The following is a 19,113-nucleotide window of genomic DNA, read 5'->3' as shown; positions in this document are numbered from 1 at the left end:
ATTCATCCGAGGGGAAATCGGACTTTCTCCGACGTAAGCCCGCTTCGTCCCAACAGGATTTGCCCGCCGCTTTGCCGCACGGTCGCGCGCCCGGTCCAGCGGGCGGCAGGGACCCCCCAACCGACTAATTTGCTGCCAAAACGGCACTTATCGGTAAAGATCGTCAAATGACGCTTGAGGTGCCTCACGGGGGCGGCATGACGTTCAGCGTTCTCGGGCCCGTACGGGTGCGTGGCGGCGGCGCGGTGAGCGCCCTCGGCCGGTCACAGCGCCGCGGCCTGCTCGGCTTCCTGCTGCTCAACGCGAACAAGGTCGTCACCATGGAGACAGTGATCGACGCGCTGTGGGGCGGCGCGCCACCGCCTTCGGCCCGTGCCCAGATCTACTCGGGGATCCACGCCATCCGCCGCGAGTTACGCGCCCTCGGCCTCGACGAGGTGGCCTCCTCCCGGGGCGGCTACACGTTGCGGGCCGACGCCGCCAACCTGGATCTCGCCCTGTTCGAGGGGTACGTCCGGCAGGCCGGGGCGGGGCAGCCGCCCGAGCAGGTGGTCCGGTCGCTGCGCCGAGGGCTGGCGCTCTGGAACGGCCCGGCGCTGAGCGACGCGTCCGGAGCCTATGTCGAGGCGGTCCGGGTCCATCTGGAGGAGACACGGCTCGGCTGCGTGGAGACGCTGATCGACGCCGAGCTCGCGCTCGGACGGCACGACCACGCGATCGGCGAGCTGCGGCGGCTGGTGGCGGAGCACCCGCTGCGGGAACGGCTGCACGCGCAGCTCATGCTCGCGCTCTACCGCGGTGGCCGCCGGATCGAGGCCCTCGACCTCTCCCGCGACCTGCGCCGCAGGCTGGTGGAGGAACACGGGCTCGACCCGGGCCAGGCGGTGACCGAGCTGGAGCTGGCCATCCTGCGCGCCGATCCCGGCCTCGCCCCGCCGCCGAACGGGTCCGTGACGGCCACGCCCGGCGGCGCGCCCGCGCAACTCCCTGCCGACACCACCGACTTCACCGGGCGGGATCGTGAGCTGGCCCAGGCGCTGTCCGCCCTGGCCGGCCCACGGGGGAGCGCGCCGCCGATCTGCGCGATCACCGGCCCGCCGGGGGTGGGCAAGACCGTCTTCGCGGTGCACGCGGCCCACCGGGTCCGCGAGAGCCACCCCGACGGCCAGCTCTTCGTGGACCTCCGGGGGGCTGACAGCAGGCCGGCCGAGCCGGACGAGGTGCTCGCCGCCTTCCTGCGCGCGCTGGGCGTCGACGGGAGGAGGATCCCGGAGGCCCGCGAGGAGCGGTCCGCGCTCTACCGGACCATGCTCGCCGGCCGGCGGGTGCTCGTGGTGCTCGACAACGTGACCGACGAGAGCCAGGTGAAGCCGCTCCTCCCCGGCGCGGGCACCTGCTCCGTACTCGTGACCAGCCGCAGGCGGCTGGCCGGACTCGGCGCGCCGACCACGGTGGAACTCCTCCCGTTCGACGGGGAGGAGTCGGTGGAGCTGCTGGGCCGGATCGCCGGGAGCGCACGGGTCGCGGCCGAGGACGCGGAGGCCCGCGAGGTGGCGCGGCTCTGCGGCGGGCTGCCGCTCGCGCTGCGCATCGCCGGGTCGCGGCTCGCCGCGCGGCCCCACCGCGGCATCGCGGAGCTGGCCAGGCGGCTCGCCGACGAGCAGCGCCGTCTGGACGAGCTGTCCTACTCGGGGCTCGGCGTACGGGCCGGTCTCGATCTGGCCTACCAGGCGCTCGGCGAGGCGGAGCGCCGCCTGCTGCGACGGCTGGCCTTCCTCGACGTCCCCGAGGCCGGGCCGTGGCTGGCCGTCGCGGTCGGCGGCGAGCGGCCGGCCGACACGGAGGAGACGCTGGAGCGCCTGACGGACATCCACCTGCTGCGGGTGGCCGGCGTCGACGGCACGGGGCAGATCAGATACGGGATGCACGACCTGGTCCGCACCTACTGCCGGGAACGGATGGCGGAGGAGGAGACCGCGGACATGGCGGTGTCCGTGGTCTCGTCGGCCGCCAGGCACCTGCTCCGGCTCGCCGCCGAGGCCCGGAGCGCCGACCGGGGCCACGACTACTACGCCCGGCTCGCCGGGGAACTGGCCGTCGCCGTGGACGGGAAGACCGTACGGCACGCGGCGGAGCATGCGGTGAACTGGCTGGAGGCCGAGGCCGCCACCGTCCACGGCGTCCTGCGGCAGACGGAGGCCCATGGGCTTTTCGACGAGGGCTGGCGGATCGCCCTGATGGGAGGCTGGCTGTACGACATCCGGTGCTGGGCCGGCGAGTACCGGAAGATCCTGTCGATCGCGTACCGGATGGCGGAGAAGTCCGGAGACCGCCGGGCCCAGGCCATCGTGCCGGCGCTCGCCGCGGAACTGGGGGTGCTCGCCGGCGCCCTGGACGAGGCCGCGCGGACGCTCGCGTCGTCCGAACGGATCTTCGCCGAGATCGGGGACGAGCACGGGCTGGCGGAGGTCTGGCGGATGCTCGTCACCCTGGAGCGCACGCGTGGCGAGCACACCGTCGCGCTGCGCCGCTGCGAGCGGATCCGCGAGACCTTCCGCGTCATGGAGGACCACTCGGGAGAGGCCCACACCCTGCGCTGCGTCGGGCAGATCCACCTCGTCGAGGGCCGCGTGCCCGAGGCGCTGCGGTATCTGGAGGAGGCCCTCCGCGTCGCGGGCAGGAGCCGCGGCGGCTGGAAGCGGCTCAACACCCTGTACTGGCTGGGCGAGGTCTACCTGAGGGTGGGACGCGCGGGGGAGGCCAGGGACGCGTTCCTCAAGGTCGCGGAGGCGGCCGACCGGGTGGGCGACTTCACGGGAGGCGCCTTCGCGCGGCTCGGCCTGGCCCACGTGGCCATCGAGGCGGGCGAGCGTCGGCAGGCCCGCACCCTGCTCGCGGCGGCGCTCGACCATGCCGAACGCTCCGAGCTGGCACTCGTGCTCTGCAAGATCGGCCTGGCGGTCGGCGAGGCCCTGGCGCGGCTGGGCGAGCTCGCGCGGGCGGGGGAGACGATCGAGCGCGTGCTGCCGGGGATCGACGGCCTGGCCTCCCCGCCGATGCGGGCCGAGGCCATGGCCCTGCTCGCACGGGTCCGCGAGGGCCGGAAGGCCGGCGCGTAGCTCGCGTATAGCTCCCGCATCAACCCGGCCTGGCAGAAAGGGAGACGAGGTCCGCCTCTCTGCCGGCGGGGGTCTACGAAGGGGAGGAGCGCCATGCGCGACATCATCTGGAACTGATCGGCCGGACGACCACGACTGGACATGGACAGGGGGTGTCTCCTATGCGCGATCTCATCTGGACCTGACCAGAACAGGCCGGCCCGGTGGGGCCGGACCGTGGTGACGACCTGATGGCGGCCGGCGGCGCTTTCCACGCGCCGCCGGCCGCCTCCGCGTGACGGGCGGCTGACAGGAGGCGGCGATGGAGAGCGGGGCCTTCCGCCACGCGTTCGCCGTCACGGAGTTCCGGGCGCTCTGGGGCGCGATGGCCGTCGTGCGCGCGGGGACGCAGCTGGGCCGGGTGGCGCTGGCGGTGCTCGCCTACGAGCGCACCGGGTCCGCGGCGGTGACCGCGCTCGTGTACGCACTCACCCTGGTGCCGGCGCTGGTCGGCGGGCCGCTGCTGGGCGGGCTGGCGGACCGGTACCCCCGCCGGAGGCTGATCGTCGTCTGCGGCCTGGCGAGAGCCGGGCTGATCGCGCTGGTGGCCGTGCCGGGGATCCCGCTGCCAGTGCTGTGCGCCCTGGTCTTCGCCTCGCAACTGCTCGAATCGCCGGCCGTGGCCGCCCAGATGGCGCTCACGCCCGACATCCTGCCCGAGGACGTCTACCAGGCGGGCATCGCGATCCAGCACCTCACCTCCCAGATCGTCAGCCTGGCCGGTTTCGCGGCGGGGGGCGTGCTGGTGGCGGCGGTGGGCACGAGCGGGTCGCTGACGCTCAACGCGGCGGCCTTCGCGCTGGCCGCGCTGATCGTGCTGCGCGGTGTCCGGCCGCACCCCGCCGCGCGAACCGCGGGAGACGACGGGCGCGGCGGCCCGTTGGAAGGACTGCGCCTGCTCGTCTCCGACCACCGGCTGCGCAGCCTGCTGGCGCTGGCCATGCTCGCCGGGTTCCAGGTGGTGCCGGAGGCGCTGGCCGCCCCCTACGCCGCCGGGACCGGCCAGGGCACCGCGATGGTGGGCCTGCTCATGGCCGCGATACCGGTGGGCAACGTGCTGGGCGTGTTCCTCTTCACCCGGTTCTGCTCCACGGAGGCGCGGCTGCGGCTGCTCGGACCGCTGGCGTGCGCCGCGAGCGCGCCGCTGGTGGCCTCGGCGCTGGTCCCGGGCCCGGTCGCGGCGCTGGTCCTGTGGGCGCTCGTGGGGATGCTGGGCGCCTACCAGGTGACGGCGAACGCGGAGTTCGTCCGGATCGTCCCCACCGAGCGGAGGGGGCAGGTGCTGGGGATCGCCTCCGCCGCCCTCGTCGCTGCCCAGGGGTTGGGCATGATCGCGGGCGGACTGCTGGCCACGCACCTGGGGGTGACGGGCGCGCTGGGTGTCGCGGGGGCGGCAGGGCTGGCCGCCGGAGTGCCGGCCGCCCTCGCCTGGCGGCGGGCCCGCGCCCGCGCCGGGGAGGCCGTCCCTGGGACGGCCGAGCACCGAGTGCCCCGCGATCAGGCGCCGTAGAGCCAGTCGACGTGCTTGTGGTCGTCGGGCTCGCGGCTCAGGAAGAGCTCGTTGCGCAGCAGCCGCGCCACGCCGTCGACATGCCAGATGTCGCCCCAGACCCGCGCCGACGTCTGCACCCGGGCCGTCCGCTCGGTCCGTACGCGCTCGTACTCCTTGAGAGCGACCGGCCAGTCGCCGGAACTGGCGGCGGCCTGCGCCGCCAGGCAGTGCGCGTCCTCGATCGCCTGGCAGGCGCCCTGCGCGAGATACTGCAGCATCGGGTGGGCCGCGTCGCCGGTGAGCGCCATCCGGCCGTCGACCCAGTTCGGGACGGGCACGCGGTCGAACATCTTCCAGTGGCGGACCCGCCACAGCGACCTCAGCCCGTGCCGCACCTGCGGGCAGGCCCCGGCGAAGACCTCGTCGAGCTCCTCGGGGCCGCCGTACTCGGCCTCGCCCCGCAGGAATCCCGGCGACCGGAACACCGCGACCGTGTTGAACATCTCCCCGCCGCGCAGCGAGTACTGCACCAGGTGGCAGCCGGGGCCGATGTAGGCGACCACGTCGGTGAGCGCGTGCTCGTCGGGCTCGGTCTCCAGCTCCTCGACCGGGAACGCGCCGCGGTAGGCGACGTAGCCGGAGTTGACCGGCTCGTCGTCGCTCAACCGGGCGCGCAGCCGCGACCGCAGCCCGTCGGCGCCGATCGCCACGTCCGCCCGCTGGACGCCCGCCGCGCTGCGCACGACCGCCGAGTCCTGCGCGGTCTCGACGTCCGTGACCTCGCAGTTCGGGACCAGGTCCACGCCCGCCCGATCGCACGCGCGCTGGAGCACGCCGAGCAGGTCGCTGCGGTGGATCACCACGTACGGCCCGCCGTACCTGGCGACGAACTCCTCGCCGAGCGGCAGATGGGTGAGCTCGCGGCCGTCGACCGCGTCCCTGAACATCAGGCGTCGCGGCAGCACCCCGAGCCCGATCACCTCGTCGAGCACGCCCCACTCGCGCAGGATCCTGGTGGCGTTCGGGGCGATCTGCAGACCGGCGCCGACCTCGGCGAACTCCGGCGCGCGCTCCAGGACGCGCACCCGCCGCCCGGACCGGGCCAGCGCGAGGGCGCTCGACAGCCCGCCGATGCCCCCGCCCACGACGATGACGTCCACATCCCTCTCGGACACGGTCATTCCCTTCTCACTAGAGCCAGCGGCCGAGTACGGGCGCCTCACCGGCGCGGCCGGTCAGCCAGGCGGCGAGGGCGGCGCCCTCACCGCCGGCGGCCCGCTTGCGTACGACGTCGACGGCCAGCGCGGCGTTGAACCCGGCAGGCAGGTCGTCGAAGCCGAGACCGGTGCCGAGGTCGACGGCGTGCACGGCCACCTCGCGGGCGCGCATCCACGGGATCTCGGCGGCGGGGACGGTCCGGCCCTGCGCCGTGACGACCTCGTTCGTCCACGCCCGCTCCGGCAGCGCGTCCAGGTCGGCGGCGAGGGCCGCCGCGGAGCCGCGCACCAGCGCGCGCAGCTCCCCGGCGGGCAGCGCCGAGCCTTCCTCGATCTCCGCGTTCCGCTGCTCGGGGCTCGCGTACATCGGCGTCCTCTCGCCGGTGCGCGCCCAGTGCAGCAGGCGGCGCAGCGCCTCGGCGTTGTGGTGGACGTGCGCGACGACGTGGCGGCGGGACCAGCCGGGCAGGCCGGTCGCCGCGCCGAGGTCGTCGTCGGCGAGTCCGTCGACGGCGTCGAGGAAGAGGCCGGTGCAGTGGTCCATCCACTCCCGGATCTCGGTCATGACCTGCGCGCCCTGTTCTCGAGCCGGCCGATGCCCTCGATCTCGGTGACGAGCGTGCCGCCGTCGGCGAGGTAACGCGGGGGCTTGCGGGCGTGGCCGACGCCGCCCGGGGTGCCGGTGGCGATCACGTCGCCGGGCCGCAACGTCATGATCGTGGAGACGTAGCGCACCAGCGCGACCGGGTCGAAGACCAGGTCGCCGGTGTTGGACTTCTGCACCTCCTCGCCGTCGACCGCGCCGCTGATCGCCAGCTCGGGGCGGACGCCGCCGGGCAGCTCGTCGGGGGTGACCAGCACCGGGCCGAGCGGGGTGGTGCCCTCGAACGTCTTGCCCTGGAGCCACTGGGCGGTGCGGTACTGCCAGTCGCGCATGGTGACGTCGTTCAGCACCGCGAAACCGGCGATCGCGGCGGCGGCCCGGCTCTCGTCGGCCCGCCGCACGGTCGCGCCGACGACCAGGGCCAGCTCGGCCTCCCAGTCGACGGCGTCGGACTCGGCGGGCAACGCGATGTCGTCGTACGGGCCGATGAGCGCGTCGGCGTACTTGGCGAACAGCGTCGGGTGCTCGGGCAGCTCGCGGCCCATTTCCAGGATGTGGTTGCGGTAGTTCAGGCCGACGCAGACGATCTTCCCGGGGCCGGGCACCACCGGCGCGAGCCCGGCCGTGGCGGCGGCGTGCGCGGGCCCGTCGGCGGACTCGGCGAGCGAGCGCCAGTCTTCCCGCGCGAGCAGCTCGCCGACGTCGCCGAACCCGGTCTCGACGTACCGGTCGCCGTCGACGCGGACGGCGCGGGTGCCTTCGGCGGTGCGGATGGTGGCGAGTCTCATGCGTGCTTCCTCGGGTCGATCTGGACGCGGTGCTGGTGGAGCTTCTCGATGACGGGGGTGTCGCTGAACCGGAAGAGGTCGAGGCCGCGCTCGGTCTCGACGGTCAGCGGCTGCCAGGACGGGACGACGAAGAGGTCGCCGCGCTCGACGTCCCAGCTCGCCGAACCCACGGTGACCCGGCCGAGACCGTCGAACACCTGGAAGACCGACGAGCCGACCTCCCGGCGGGTGGCGGTCCCGGTGCCGGGGGCGAGGCGGTGGAACTCGGCGCGGATGGTCGGCATGACGTCGCCGCCGGTGGTCGGGTTGGTGTAGCGGACCGCCGCGTGTCCCGGCTCGGTGGTGGCGGTGTAGCCCTCGGCTTCCAGCCTGAGCTGCTCCGACAGCGCCCGGTCGGTGTGCTCCCAGCGGTAGGCGAGCAGCGGGGTCGCCGGGGACGGGTCGAGCTGGGTAAGCGGGCGCAGGCCGGGGTGCGCCCACAGCCGCTCCGAGCGCGACCGGTCGGGCGCCTCCCGGCTCTCCACCTCGTCCGGGCCGAACTCGAAGAACGTCGAGTCGGTGTAGTGCTGGAACGGGATGTCGAGGCCGTCGATCCAGGCCATCGGCTCGCTGCTGGTGTTGTGGTGGCCGTGCCAGTTCCAGCCCGCCTGCGGCAGGAAGTCGCCGCGCCGCATCGCGACCGGGTCGCCGTTCACCACGGTCCACACGCCCTCGCCCTCGACGACGAAGCGGAAGGCGTGCTGGGTGTGCCGGTGCACGGGGGCGTCCTCGCGGGGGTTCAGGTACTGGATCGCCGCCCACAGGGTCGGCGTCGCGAACGGGCGACCGCCCAGCCCGGGGTTGGCCAGCGCGATGGCGCGCCGCTCGCCGCCCCGGCCGACCGGGACGAGCGCGCCCGCCTTGGTGGCCATCGGGAGCAGCCGGTTCCAGCGCCACAGATGCGGCACGGCGGCGGACACCGGCGCGTGCGGCATCAGGTCGCCGATCTCGGTCCAGAGCGGGACCAGCAGCTCGGACTCGAACTCGCGGTAGAGCCCGTCCAGCTCGGGAGTGCGGTCGGGTTGGTCGGGCGCGTCGCTCGCGACGATGCTGACGGGACTGGTGACGGTCATCGGTGTACGGCTCCTTGACAGATGCGCTGCAGTGACCGGTTACCATCCTGGTCTAGGTTCCTCCTGATGGAATAGGTTGTTCTGCTGTGAAGAATCGCCCGTCGTACGCGATCGAGTCGGTCGATCACGCGCTGCACCTGGCCACGCTGCTGCAGCAGGAGGGGCCGCTGCGGCTGAGCGACGTCGCCGAGCGGCTGGGCGTCTCGCGCTCCACCGCGCACCGCCTGCTGGCGATGCTCGTCTACCGCGACTTCGCCGAGCAGGACTCCGACCGGCGCTACCGGGCGGGGCCCGTCCTGCGGCCCGCGCCCGTCTCGGAAGCCCCGGTCACGCTGCTGCGCACGGTGGCCCGCCCGCACCTGGAGCGGATGGTCGCGCACGTGCGCGAGTCGGCGAACCTGGTGGTGCGCGCGGGCGCCGAGGTCCGCTTCGTCGACACCGTCGAGTGCGACAACGTGCTGCGGGTCGGCGACCGTACGGGGCGCTCGTTGCCGGCCCACCTGACCTCGGGCGGCAAGGCGATCCTGGCCCTGCTCCCGCCCGCCGAGCTGGCGCAGCTTTACGCGGACGAGGCCGAGCTGGCCCGCGTCCGGCGCGACCTGGCGGCGGTGCGCCGGCGCGGCGTCGCCATCAACGACCAGCGGACGGAGACGGGCCTGACGGCGGTGGGGGTGGCGCTGCGCGACGGATCGGGCCGTCCGTACGCGGCGATCTCGATCGCGCTGCCCACCGCGCGTTTCACCAGGGAGCGGCTGCCGGGCTGGATCAGCGCGCTCACCCTGACCGCGGCCGCGATCGAGGCCGACGCGATCTGACCGCTCAGGCGCGCACCGGCTCGTAGTGGAGCGCGAGGATCCCGCAGTCGAACGTCCGCGTGCCGGCCACGCGGAAGCGGTGGTAGGCGTCCGCCGGGAACACCGGCATGCCGGCCCCGATCGAGGTCGGGTTGACGAACAGGTGGAGCTCGTCGACGAGCCCGGCGGCGATCAGGCTTGACACGAGCGTGCCGCCCCCGTACACGATGAGGTCGCCGCCCGGCTCGGCCTTGAGCCCTTCGATGATCTCGGTCAGGTCGCCGCCTGCCACGGTGGCGTTCTCCCACGGCGACTCGGTGAGGCTGTTGGAGATGACGGTCTTGGGCGTGTCGTTCATCCAGTCGATCGACTCCTCGTCCTCGCCCTCGGGCCTGGACGCCCAGGCCGGGATGAACCCTTCGGCGAGCTTGCGGCCGAGCACGATGCGGTCGACGGACTTGGTGAGCGCATTGATGTGGTCGCTGAGGTCGTCGGTCCAGGGGAACGTCAGCCAGTCCATCTCCCCCTGCGGGCCGGCCATGAAGCCGTCGACGGTCGTCTGGACCTGGAGCTTGAGCTTGCGCATGGATGAGTCCTTTCTGGTTCGCCGCTTCCGATGGTGGCGGAGCGTTCTTACGACCTTCTTACGCTCCTCTTCCTGGCTGAAAGTTTCAGGGGGCGTCGCAGGTCACCAGGGGGAGGGCGCCCGCCTGGTTGACGGCGGGCCGCCGGCGTGGGATCAATCGCCCGGAAAGCGCTTACCTGAAGGGAGATGGTCGTGTTACCTCAACCTCGAAGGGCGGGCGGCTGGCGGCGGCTGCTGCTGAGCCTGGTCGCCCTGGCGACCGCCATGGCCGGCGCGGTCGCCGTCCAGCTGCCCGCGCGGGCGGCCAGCGTCGACACGAACGCCTGGTACGTGCTGGTCAACCGGCACAGCGGCAAGGCGCTCGACGTGTACGAGTTCGCCACCCATGACGGCGCGCCGATGGTGCAGTGGGCCCGCAACGACGGCAACCAGCAGCAGTGGCAGTTCGTCAGCTCAGGCGACGGCTACTACCGGCTCAAGTCCCGCCACAGCGGCAAGGTCCTGGACGTCTACGAATGGAACGCCAATGGCGGCGCCCAGATCGTCCAGTGGGCCGACACCAACGGCTGGAACCAGCAGTTCCGGCTGGCCGACTCCGACGGCGGCCACGTCCGCCTGATCAACCGCCACAGCGGCAAAGCCCTGGAGACCTGGGAGTGGTCGACCGCCGACGGCGCCCGCATCTCCCAGTGGGACGACCTGAACGGCGCCAACCAGCAGTGGCAGCTCGTCAAGATGGGCAGCGGCGGCGGTAACGGCGGCGGCGACGGCAGCGGCGCCTGGCCGTCCGACACCGGCAGCGTGCACCAGACCACGACCCGCAACGCCGGCACGTTCTTCGACGGCGGCATGAAGCGCTACTACGGCATCGGCGACGGCGGCCAGAGCGAGAGCCAGGACCCCATGTTCGTGGTGGCCAACGGCGGCACCATCCAGAACGTCATCATCGACGCGCCGGCCGGTGACGGCATCCACTGCGAAGGCTCCTGCACGATCAGGAACGTGTGGTGGAACGACGTCGGCGAGGACGCCGCCACCTTCCGCGGCTCCAGCAGCTCGGCCACCTACCTGGTGGACGGCGGCGGCGCCAAGTCCGCCTCCGACAAGGTCTTCCAGCACAACGGCGCCGGCACCCTGACCATCCGCAACTTCCAGGTGCACAGCGCCGGCAAGCTCTACCGGGCCTGCGGCAACTGCTCCACCTCCTACCAGCGGCACGTGGTCATGGACGGCATCACCGCCCGTTCCACCAAGGTGCTGGCCGGCATCAACACCAACTGGGGCGACACGGCCAGGTTCAGCCGGATCACCGTGTACGGCAGCGCCACGATCTGCGAGAAGTACCGCGGCGTGCCCAAGGGCAGCGAGCCCACCAAGATCGGCGAAGGCGCCGACGGCGTCAACTGCCTGTACTCCTCGTCCGACATCACCTACCGGTAGCCCGCAAGTGCCGGGGAGGGGCAACCCTCCCCGGCACGTGATGTTAGCGATAACACAAGGAGACCCATGAGACTCCTCGCCATCATCCTCACCCTCTTACTTCTCCCCGCGCTCCCCGCCAACGCCGCCCCCGTGAACCTGGCCACCGCGGCGACCCCCTCGGCCTCGTACACCTCGCCCTGGGAGAGCGTCAACGCGATCAACGACGGCGTCGACCCGCCGCGCTCCAACGACACCGCCAACGCCCGCTGGGGCACCTGGCCCCAGACCGGCACCCAGTGGGCCGAACTGACCTGGCCCACGGCCCAGACGATCACCTCCGCCGAGGTCTACTTCTTCGACGACAACGGCGGCGTACGAGTCCCCGCCTCGTGGAAGCTCCAGCGCTGGAGCGGCGGCTCGTACATCGACATCCCCGGCACCTACCCCACCGCCGTCAACGCCTACAACCGCGTGACCTTCTCCCAGATCAGCACCGTGCGGCTGCGCGTCGTCCTGCAGAGCGGCGCCGCGTCCGTCGGCCTCCTGGAGGTCAAGGCGATCGGCGACGACGGCAACCCCTCGACTCCCTGGAACCCGCCGGCCAACCTCGTCACCCCGCTCAACGAGGTCTGGCAGCACGTCGAGAGCACGTACCCGAACCTGTACGGATTCCGCAACTACGGCTGGGACCAGATCATGGCCAACGGCGGATCCATCAACTACTGCGTCCGCTGGGACTCCAGCGCCACGGTGACGGCCGCCCAGCGCGACCGCATCCACGCCACGCTGGCCCGCCAGTTCAAGAAGTGGATGGACGTGATGGCGGGCCAGGAGGGCTGGCCGTACGGGAACGTCCCGCTCAAGGTCGTCGGCTGGGCCGTACGCGACCGCAACCAGCTCCAGTGGACGGACAACTCCGTCGACATCTACGTCGGCGACATCCGCGAGAACGCCCCCCAGTGCGTCGCCGCCTGCGGGCGCTTCTTCAACCAGAACGGCACCTACCCGAACTGCCCGGGCGGCGCGGCGCGCCACTACGACATGTCCCTGTGGCTCACCGCCGGCATGGGCGGCGGCGCGGGCGGCGACTGGGGCCAGCGGCTCGGCAGCGAGTACTACATGGCCAACCTGGACGCCGACAACATGCACATCCTGCTGCACGAGATCGGCCACTCGTTCGGGCTGGACGACTTCTACGACTGGACGCCGTCCGGGGTGTGCTGCTTCCTGATGAAGGCGGGCAGCGCGTCGTCGATCACGGACTTCGACGCGTGGATGTTCCGCGACTGGTGGCGCCACCTGAAGAGCCGCTACGGCCGCTGAATCCGCCGCCCTACGCGCCGGCGCTCGCCCATCCGCCGGGCAAATGGAAGGTCCAGCCGGGCCGCCACGCGAACGGCTGATCGACCAGATCGGCGAGCGGAACGCCGTGCAGAAGGTGCTGCAAGGCCCAGCGGTTGGCGGAGTGCGAGATCAGCAGCACCTTCTTGCCCGCCCACTCCACCGCCAGCTCGGCCAGGAAGTCGTTCATCTGCCCGACCACGGCCCGGTAGCTCTGGCCACCGGGCCACGGCTCGTCGATGTGCCGGGCACGCCGTGTCTCCAGCAGGCTCACCGGCATGCCGTCGAACTCGCCGTAGTGGCACTCGCGCAACCGCCGGTCCTGGAACAGAGGGATGCCCGAGCCCTCGAAGGCGACCCGCGCGGTCTGCACGGCCCGGCGCAGATCGGAGCTGAACACCGCGTCCAGCCCGTCGTCGCGGCGGCGCTCGCCCAGTTCGGCGGCCAGGGCCAGGCCCCGCTCGGACAGCTCACCGGGCAACCAGCCGCTGGCGATGCCGGCCTCGTTGTGGACGCTTATCGAGTGCGTCTCGTACACGATCTCAACCGTCATCGGCGTTCCCGGTACGTCAGATTCCGACCTGGCTTCCCCAGGCTAGGGGTCGCTGCCGTACACCGCCGGGAAAAGGGCGCTTCGGAAGGCAAGCTGAGAGCGTACGGGCCGCCGGACCCCGCAAGCGTGACCTCGCGTTTTCTAACTGGAGGGCAGGACAGGCCGCCTACATCACGTCGTCTCGCATGAGACTCGTCCGATCTCCTGTTCAGAGGACACGGCTCTTGCCCTCTCTATAACATTCATGTTATGAATTGGGGAGATGTGGAGTTGGAGCCCGAGGTCGACGACTGGTTCGACTCGCTCGATCAGGACGACCAGGAGACAGCGGTCTTCTACGTTGACCTGCTGGCCGCGCGCGGTGTGCTGCTCGACGAGCCGTACACCAGGCAACTGTGCGGGAAGCTTCGGGAACTCCGATTTCACCTCTCCGGGGAGGCGGTACGTATCACGTACTGGATCGCTCCGGGCAGACGCATCATCCTGCTCACGGTCTTCCGTAAGCAGCGGATGCGGGAGACCGCCGAGATCGAACGAGCTGTGCGGGCCATGCGGCGATGTGTCGCCGAGGCACACACAGCGGACGAGGAGTGATCGACATGGGCGAGCGCAAGGCATGGTCAGACAAGCGCGCAGAGATCATGGGTCGCCCTGGTGCCGGAGCCGCTTATGAGGCGGCACGTCTGCGCTTCGAACTAGGTGCGGCCGTACGGAACCGCCGCGAAGAACTCGGTCTGACCCAGGCCGAACTGGCCGAGCGGGCCGGGCTCAAGCAGCCGGCTGTGGCGCGGTTCGAGGCCGGCGGCACGATGCCCACCATCCCCATGCTGGAACGTCTCGCCGAGGCCCTCGACCTGCGTCTCAGTGTTCGTCTTCAGCCGCTTCGGAAGGCGGGCTAGGGACGGCGCCCGTTGAGCCCGATCTTGGCAGCCGTTCAGAAGTCGAATTCGCCTCGCTTGGCCCCGTCCACGAAAGCGTCCCAAACGCTGGCGGTCACCACGAATGGCGCCTGCCCTGGGCTCTCGGTGTCACGGATGGCCACTCGTCCGCCGGACAAGGGGGCGACCTCGATGCAGTCTCCGCCATTCGATCCGCTCTTGGTGGCCTTCCGCCAGGCGGCGGCGCTCAGTTCGTCGTTCACGTCCATGTCTTGGCTGCCTCTCTGAGTAGCTCGATAGACACATGCTGGGGGTGTGCCTCAGCTCGGATGGCGTCGTACTTCATATGGATCGCAGCGACGTCCTCCGGTCGGTCAGTCATCTGCCCGTGCCCCGTGGACTCGTAGTACACGATATCTGGACTTCCGGCTAGTTGGGCGATCACAAAGCCCCCGAGGAGTCCTGTGGTCGCACAAAAAGCCATGGGGACCACTTGGATAGCGATGTGTGGCCGTTCTGCCATCTGGACCAGGTGTTCGAGCTGGCAGCGGATGGTCAACCGACCTCCAATGGGACGTTGGAGTACGCCTTCATCGAGCAGTACCCAGAACATTGGGGGGTTGAGGCGAGACCAAATGATCTGGCGCTCCAGGCGTGCTTGTACGGATTTCTCAACCTGCTCCTCCGTTACGCCGGGCTCGCCACGCAGCATGGCGCGAGCGTAGTCCTCCGTCTGCAGTAATCCCGGGATGAGGAGAGGCTGCCATGTTCGGAGGCTCTGAGCTTCCTGCTCAATGTCCAGCCACTCGCGAAACCATCGAGGGCTCGCCTCACGGCTTATGAGAGGCCAGAGGCGGAGCAACTCCCCCTTGGCTCCCACGGCTTCGTCGCAGCGTTGGACGAGATCCTTGCTCGGCGTCCGTTGAGCTCTCTCGATGAAGCCGACCAGGCCGGGGCTGAACCTGATTATTTCCGCCAATTGTTCCTGGGACAATCCGGCGTTTTTTCGAAATTTGCGTAGCTCGGCGCCGAAGAAAGCCAATGGGCTGGCCGTGGGGTCAAGCTCAAGGGGGGCGGGCATCCGTGACTCCTGTTCCGGTAAGTAGCACGAGAGTCGGTTGCGTCCACGGGAGTGGTGTACGAGTTTGGCCTGGTCACAGGCGTGGCGTCGTGAAATGAAGACGGCCATCGAGTGATCCTTCGAGTAGCTAGATCAAAATCGAAGGGAACCAGACGATGGCCGCAGACAACAGTGTGACGCCCGCGCAGTGGCTGGCGAAGCAGATCGAGACCGATGACCCCGACATGTTGCGATCCATGGTGAAGACCATGGCCGAAGCGTTGATGTCGGCCGAGGCCGACAGCCTGTGCGGCGCGGCATACGGCCAGCGCAGCGACGAGCGGACCAACTCCCGCAACGGCTATCGCAGCCGCGAGTGGGACACCCGCGCCGGGACGATCGACCTCGCCATTCCCAAGCTCCGGCAGGGCTCCTACTACCCGGACTGGTTGCTGGAACGCAGGCGGCGGGCCGAGCAGGCGCTGATCAGCGTCGTCGCCACCAGCTACCTGCTCGGCGTCTCGACCCGGCGGGTGGACAAGCTGGTCGAGCAGCTCGGCATCAAACACATCTCCAAGAGCCAGGTCAGCCAGATGGCCAAGGTGCTGGACGAGCAGGTGGAGGCGTTCCGCACCCGGGCGCTGGATACCGGCCCCTACACGTTCGTCTGGCTGGATGCGCTGACGCAGAAGGTGCGCGAGGGCGGCCGCACGATCAACGTGCACGCCCTGGTCGCCACCGGCGTCAACGCTAACGGCCAGCGCGAAGTCCTCGGTCTGGACGTCACCTCGGCTGAGGACGGCGCGGGCTGGCTGGCGTTCCTGCGCGGCCTGGTCGCGCGCGGCCTGTCCGGGGTGCAGCTGGTCGTTTCCGACGCGCACCGCGGCCTGGTGGAAGCGATCGGCGCCGCCCTGCCGGGCGCGTGCTGGCAGCGCTGCCGAACCCACTACCTGCGTAATCTGCTCACCACCGTGCCCAAGTCGGCGCAGCCGTGGGTGGCCACGCTGGTGCGCACCATCTTCGACCAGCCTGCCGCCGAGCAGGTGCGTGCCCAGCACGCCTGGGTCATCGACGCTCTGGAGGCCAAGTATCCGGCCGCCTGTGAGCATCTGGACGCCGCCCGCGAGGACCTGCTGGCCTTCGCTGCCTTCCCGCGTGAGACCTGGCGGCAGATCTGGTCGAACAATCCGCAGGAGCGGCTGAACAAAGAGATCCGCCGGCGCACCGACGTGGTGGGCATCTTCCCCGACCGAGCCGCGATCATCCGGCTGGTCGGCGCGGTGCTGGCCGAGCAGACCGACGAATGGACCGAGGCGCGCCGCTACATGGGCCTGGACATTCTCGCCAAGGCCCGCGTCCGGCTGATCGCCGGCGACACACCCACCCCGAACCCCCTCCCGCACACACTTACCGCTTAACCTGCAGAAACAGGATCACTCGAAGATCGATTCATACACCACGTCCGTGGACGTGACCCGAGAGTCCTACGCCAATCAGACGGCCGGTCCTACAGAACTGTCCGAACGGTGTGTCATTCATTCGATTCCGTAATGTAGCTCACCGCAGGCACTCTGTGTAGTGGGAAGCGCAAGTAATGACAGGTGAAGCGATGTGGGTCACACAAGCTCTGGCTGCTTCCAGTTTGATCGGGCGGGGCTGAAGATTCTGGACATGCAGTATTTGGGCCCCGCGAATAGGACGGTTCATCCTTTACTGCATTTCGTACTGGCTGATGCCTGTGACACGGGAGCGAATACATGGATCCGGGAGGTGGCGTAATGGACAAGCTCTTGTTCGGCGAGATCGTGCCGGAAGTCCAGCACTCGGCGAAGGCCGCTGCGGTGGCGGAGCGTTCCGGCTCTGTTGGGCAGAGCATGGTCTGGCGGCTTCGGGATGACGCGCGGGCGGTGGGTGATGCCCGCGACCTCGTCCGGTGCGCGCTCCTGCTGGTCGGTCTGGGGCGGGATCTGGTTGACGACGCCGTGCTGATGGTCAGCGAGCTGGTGACCAACGCTGTTCTGTACGGTGACGCGCCGTACGAGCTGGTGGTACGGGTCGATCCGGTCGAAGTGGTGTGCTTGGTGGTCGACGCGGGAGCCGTTCATCCGGTGCGCCGCCCGGGTGTGGACGGTCAAGCCGAGCACGGGCGGGGGCTGCTGATCGTGGCGGAGTTGTCGGCCGGGTTGTACGGCTGCGTTCCGCAGGGGTTCGCCACGTGCCCTGGGCTGGCGGGTAAGGCGACCTGGTTCGCGCTGCCTCGTACGGTGGGTCGGCGATGAGCAGAGCACGCGACCTGTTGGAGGAGTATCACGGCCTTCACGCGGCTCCTGCCCAGGAGGGACATGAACGGATCGCCTGGGCTCCTCCCGCCGCCCGGTGCGTCCGGGTTCGCGTGCGCAAGCACACGTGCAGCCGGTGCCTGCCCTGCTACGAGTTCTGCGTCGCGGGCGGGCTCGCCTTCGTCCGGCGATCTGTCAAAGGCGTGATCCAGGAGACGGTGTGGACCACAACAGCCGAGGCTGAGCGGGTCTGGGCGGCGATGCTCAGGGGCGAAGCCCGTTGAAACTCGGGCGCCCGTCATACGCGCAGGACGGTGACCTGGCGGCCGGAGGGTGTGGTCGTCTGTTCGAAGCCGCCTCGTTCCTGCCAGGACGGAGCCTCGGGGCGGCGGTCGAAGATCACCAGTGCGCCGGTGGAGAGGGTGAGACGGTCCAGGTAGCGGTCGAGCTGGGCGAGGCCGTCGGGTGCCGGGTCGTTCTCGCCTGCTCGCCACACCTTCAGTTCCATGGCCTCGCGCTGCATCAGACGTTCGCCGTCTGGGCTGGTGTAGGGCCAGCGGACGAGCACGTCCAGACGTTTGGTGCCGGCGGCGTACTCCCGGTTGAGGTAGCCTCCGCCGTTGACCAGCCGGTGCAGGAAAGCCATGAGGATGATCTGACAGGCGGCCTCGTGGTAGCCCTCCTGGCGGACCAGCACCTCGCCGTGCTCGCGCCAGAAGACCACGAACTCCTCCAGCAGGCGCGGCAGGTCGAACCGGCCGTCCGGCAGCACGAAACTGCGTGGATCGGCCATCACGTACTGTTCCGACGGGTGTCCGAGCACGCGCAGAATGACCTCCCGGTAGATCGGGTTCGCCACTTCGAGCGGGGGTTTCTGCTTGATCAGGCCCAGGTCGCGTACGTAGGACAGGTCGTCGGAGAAGGCGGGGTCGATGTGGGGGAAGGTCCCGGCCACGACCGGCTCCATCACCCGCTTGACCCGCGGCTCATGTAGCCGGGCCATCACAGAGTCCAGATGTGTGGCACGCGTCCGGATCAGCCGTTCCTTGGCGTCTTCCACCTGCCCGGCGGTGACGGCGCCGGTCACGCCCATCTCGAAGACGACCTCATGGGCGAGGGCGTTGACCAGCCACGGCTGTCCCTGAGTCAGCTCGAACACCCGCTCCACCGCGTCCTTGGTGAACTCCTGACCGGTCTGCTGAGTGTGCTGGCCGTAGAGTTCGGCGATGTCGTCGGCGGTGAAGTCGCCCAGGCGCAGCGACTTGGCGACGATGTTGAACGGGCTGGCCGGATTCGACCTGCTGGCTTCGCCGCCCGAGGCGACGCACGCAGGTCGCGCAGCCCGCACAGCACCACGGAAGCGGGGAACGGTTGGCCCTCATGCCGGGCGTTGTGGCCGTGGCGGAGCTGGCTGAGGATGCTGACCATGCTGTTGCCCTGCAGGGCATCGATCTCGTCGAGGAGCAGCACCACGCGGCGCGGGCAGCGGCGGCACCACTCGCTCAGCGCCGAACCGAACCGGGTGCCCGCCGGAGCCTGCGGCCATGGATCCGGCGGCAGTAACTCGTCCGGCCAGCCCGATCGCGCGGCGGCCTCGCGGAGGGAATGAAGCAGAAGCGACTCCACGGCGGCGTAGTCGTCACCGGCCGACTTGGCGCGCTCGCAGGAGAACATCAGGGCGGCGGTGTCGCCCTCGGCGGTCAGTTCGGACGCCAGGGTGCGCAGCATGGTGGTCTTACCGGTCTGCCGGGGCGCGTGCAGCACGAAGTAGCGGTCCATCTCGATGAGCTCGCGCGCCTCGGGGAGCCGTTGCGTGGGAGGCGAGATGT

The 19,113-nt window shown here is 70.4% G+C and carries 18 protein-coding genes and 1 pseudogene; 9 read left to right on the top strand and 10 right to left on the bottom strand.

The features are described from left to right. Window positions 1-197 precede the first annotated feature (197 nt). Window positions 198-3,119: an AfsR/SARP family transcriptional regulator gene (locus ACZ6YG_RS32935; protein ID WP_466020159.1), complete on the top strand. Its 2,922-nt coding sequence runs from the start codon at window positions 198-200 to the stop codon at window positions 3,117-3,119. Window positions 3,120-3,420: 301 nt separating this feature from the next. Then, complete coding sequence (locus ACZ6YG_RS32930) at window positions 3,421-4,668, top strand: MFS transporter (protein ID WP_466020158.1); 1,248 nt, start codon at window positions 3,421-3,423, stop codon at window positions 4,666-4,668. Here ACZ6YG_RS32930 and ACZ6YG_RS32925 read toward each other — a convergent pair. From ACZ6YG_RS32925 to ACZ6YG_RS32910, 4 genes are read right to left on the bottom strand one after another with little or no spacing between them, the layout of a single operon-like run. Next, a complete protein-coding gene (locus tag ACZ6YG_RS32925; RefSeq protein WP_466020157.1) occupies window positions 4,656-5,825 on the bottom strand; it encodes an FAD-dependent oxidoreductase in 1,170 nt (389 codons plus the stop codon). The two genes, ACZ6YG_RS32930 and ACZ6YG_RS32925, sit on opposite strands and share 13 nt — an antisense overlap. Before the next feature lie 16 nt (window positions 5,826-5,841). Beyond that, entirely contained in the window at window positions 5,842-6,432 is a 591-nt protein-coding gene (locus ACZ6YG_RS32920) for a maleylpyruvate isomerase family mycothiol-dependent enzyme (RefSeq protein WP_466020156.1), read from the bottom strand. Then, entirely contained in the window at window positions 6,429-7,259 is an 831-nt protein-coding gene (locus ACZ6YG_RS32915; protein WP_466020155.1) for a fumarylacetoacetate hydrolase family protein, read from the bottom strand. Before ACZ6YG_RS32915 ends, ACZ6YG_RS32920 begins: the two co-directional genes overlap by 4 nt. Beyond that, window positions 7,256-8,371 carry a cupin domain-containing protein gene (locus tag ACZ6YG_RS32910; protein WP_466020154.1) on the bottom strand — a complete coding sequence of 372 codons (1,116 nt, stop codon included), beginning with the start codon at window positions 8,369-8,371 and terminating at the stop codon, window positions 7,256-7,258. Before ACZ6YG_RS32910 ends, ACZ6YG_RS32915 begins: the two co-directional genes overlap by 4 nt. An 86-nt stretch (window positions 8,372-8,457) precedes the next feature. Here ACZ6YG_RS32910 and ACZ6YG_RS32905 point away from each other — a divergent pair, with 86 nt between their 5' ends. Further along, on the top strand, window positions 8,458-9,186 hold the full coding sequence (locus tag ACZ6YG_RS32905; protein WP_271280405.1) for an IclR family transcriptional regulator: 729 nt from the start codon (window positions 8,458-8,460) through the stop codon (window positions 9,184-9,186). 4 nt (window positions 9,187-9,190) lie between these two features. On the opposite strand, the gene ACZ6YG_RS32900 is transcribed toward ACZ6YG_RS32905, so the two are convergent. Further along, on the bottom strand, window positions 9,191-9,751 hold the full coding sequence (locus ACZ6YG_RS32900) for a dihydrofolate reductase family protein (RefSeq protein ID WP_219551609.1): 561 nt from the start codon (window positions 9,749-9,751) through the stop codon (window positions 9,191-9,193). A gap of 192 nt (window positions 9,752-9,943) precedes the next feature. Here ACZ6YG_RS32900 and ACZ6YG_RS32895 point away from each other — a divergent pair, with 192 nt between their 5' ends. Next, window positions 9,944-11,191, top strand: coding sequence for a pectate lyase (locus tag ACZ6YG_RS32895; RefSeq protein ID WP_466020153.1), 1,248 nt, complete (start codon window positions 9,944-9,946; stop codon window positions 11,189-11,191). Window positions 11,192-11,257: 66 nt separating this feature from the next. Continuing rightward, window positions 11,258-12,496, top strand: a complete 1,239-nt coding sequence (locus ACZ6YG_RS32890) for a hypothetical protein (protein WP_466020152.1) — start codon at window positions 11,258-11,260, stop codon at window positions 12,494-12,496. Window positions 12,497-12,506: 10 nt separating this feature from the next. On the opposite strand, the gene ACZ6YG_RS32885 is transcribed toward ACZ6YG_RS32890, so the two are convergent. Continuing rightward, window positions 12,507-13,067, bottom strand: a complete 561-nt coding sequence (locus tag ACZ6YG_RS32885; RefSeq protein ID WP_466020151.1) for a histidine phosphatase family protein — start codon at window positions 13,065-13,067, stop codon at window positions 12,507-12,509. A 249-nt stretch (window positions 13,068-13,316) separates the two neighbouring features. Here ACZ6YG_RS32885 and ACZ6YG_RS32880 point away from each other — a divergent pair, with 249 nt between their 5' ends. Further along, window positions 13,317-13,661 carry a type II toxin-antitoxin system RelE/ParE family toxin gene (locus ACZ6YG_RS32880; protein ID WP_271279738.1) on the top strand — a complete coding sequence of 115 codons (345 nt, stop codon included), beginning with the start codon at window positions 13,317-13,319 and terminating at the stop codon, window positions 13,659-13,661. 5 nt (window positions 13,662-13,666) lie between these two features. After that, complete coding sequence (locus ACZ6YG_RS32875) at window positions 13,667-13,966, top strand: helix-turn-helix domain-containing protein (protein WP_148035795.1); 300 nt, start codon at window positions 13,667-13,669, stop codon at window positions 13,964-13,966. Between the two features lie 35 nt (window positions 13,967-14,001). Here ACZ6YG_RS32875 and ACZ6YG_RS32870 read toward each other — a convergent pair whose 3' ends face one another. Together ACZ6YG_RS32870 and ACZ6YG_RS32865 are read right to left on the bottom strand one after the other, a co-directional pair. Beyond that, complete coding sequence (locus tag ACZ6YG_RS32870) at window positions 14,002-14,214, bottom strand: DUF397 domain-containing protein (RefSeq protein WP_148035794.1); 213 nt, start codon at window positions 14,212-14,214, stop codon at window positions 14,002-14,004. Beyond that, window positions 14,205-15,026 carry a helix-turn-helix domain-containing protein gene (locus tag ACZ6YG_RS32865; protein WP_466020150.1) on the bottom strand — a complete coding sequence of 274 codons (822 nt, stop codon included), beginning with the start codon at window positions 15,024-15,026 and terminating at the stop codon, window positions 14,205-14,207. Before ACZ6YG_RS32865 ends, ACZ6YG_RS32870 begins: the two co-directional genes overlap by 10 nt. 155 nt (window positions 15,027-15,181) lie before the next feature. Here ACZ6YG_RS32865 and ACZ6YG_RS32860 point away from each other — a divergent pair, with 155 nt between their 5' ends. Continuing rightward, window positions 15,182-16,423 carry an IS256 family transposase gene (locus tag ACZ6YG_RS32860; protein WP_466020149.1) on the top strand — a complete coding sequence of 414 codons (1,242 nt, stop codon included), beginning with the start codon at window positions 15,182-15,184 and terminating at the stop codon, window positions 16,421-16,423. A gap of 360 nt (window positions 16,424-16,783) precedes the next feature. Then, window positions 16,784-17,284 (top strand): ATP-binding protein, encoded by a 501-nt coding sequence (locus ACZ6YG_RS32855; protein WP_466020148.1) that lies wholly within the window; start codon window positions 16,784-16,786, stop codon window positions 17,282-17,284. A 298-nt stretch (window positions 17,285-17,582) separates the two neighbouring features. Here ACZ6YG_RS32855 and ACZ6YG_RS32850 read toward each other — a convergent pair whose 3' ends face one another. Continuing rightward, window positions 17,583-18,632 (bottom strand): hypothetical protein, encoded by a 1,050-nt coding sequence (locus tag ACZ6YG_RS32850; protein WP_466020147.1) that lies wholly within the window; start codon window positions 18,630-18,632, stop codon window positions 17,583-17,585. A 38-nt stretch (window positions 18,633-18,670) separates the two neighbouring features. After that, window positions 18,671-19,012: pseudogene (locus tag ACZ6YG_RS32845) on the bottom strand (hypothetical protein); the annotation flags it as partial. Between the last annotated feature and the right edge of the window lie 101 nt (window positions 19,013-19,113).

The organism is Nonomuraea sp. NPDC054003 (assembly GCF_055585125.1).
This window is presented reverse-complemented; position numbering and strand designations above follow the sequence as displayed.

Coding starts and splice junctions, on each gene's coding strand:
- ACZ6YG_RS32935 (WP_466020159.1), top strand. CDS start 198: ATGACGTTCAGCGTTCTCGGGCCCGTACGGGTGCGTGGCGGCGGCGCG.
- ACZ6YG_RS32930 (WP_466020158.1), top strand. CDS start 3,421: ATGGAGAGCGGGGCCTTCCGCCACGCGTTCGCCGTCACGGAGTTCCGG.
- ACZ6YG_RS32920 (WP_466020156.1), bottom strand. CDS start 6,432: ATGACCGAGATCCGGGAGTGGATGGACCACTGCACCGGCCTCTTCCTC.
- ACZ6YG_RS32915 (WP_466020155.1), bottom strand. CDS start 7,259: ATGAGACTCGCCACCATCCGCACCGCCGAAGGCACCCGCGCCGTCCGC.
- ACZ6YG_RS32910 (WP_466020154.1), bottom strand. CDS start 8,371: ATGACCGTCACCAGTCCCGTCAGCATCGTCGCGAGCGACGCGCCCGAC.
- ACZ6YG_RS32900 (WP_219551609.1), bottom strand. CDS start 9,751: ATGCGCAAGCTCAAGCTCCAGGTCCAGACGACCGTCGACGGCTTCATG.
- ACZ6YG_RS32890 (WP_466020152.1), top strand. CDS start 11,258: ATGAGACTCCTCGCCATCATCCTCACCCTCTTACTTCTCCCCGCGCTC.
- ACZ6YG_RS32885 (WP_466020151.1), bottom strand. CDS start 13,067: ATGACGGTTGAGATCGTGTACGAGACGCACTCGATAAGCGTCCACAAC.
- ACZ6YG_RS32880 (WP_271279738.1), top strand. CDS start 13,317: ATGAATTGGGGAGATGTGGAGTTGGAGCCCGAGGTCGACGACTGGTTC.
- ACZ6YG_RS32875 (WP_148035795.1), top strand. CDS start 13,667: ATGGGCGAGCGCAAGGCATGGTCAGACAAGCGCGCAGAGATCATGGGT.
- ACZ6YG_RS32870 (WP_148035794.1), bottom strand. CDS start 14,214: ATGGACGTGAACGACGAACTGAGCGCCGCCGCCTGGCGGAAGGCCACC.
- ACZ6YG_RS32865 (WP_466020150.1), bottom strand. CDS start 15,026: ATGCCCGCCCCCCTTGAGCTTGACCCCACGGCCAGCCCATTGGCTTTC.
- ACZ6YG_RS32860 (WP_466020149.1), top strand. CDS start 15,182: ATGGCCGCAGACAACAGTGTGACGCCCGCGCAGTGGCTGGCGAAGCAG.
- ACZ6YG_RS32855 (WP_466020148.1), top strand. CDS start 16,784: ATGGACAAGCTCTTGTTCGGCGAGATCGTGCCGGAAGTCCAGCACTCG.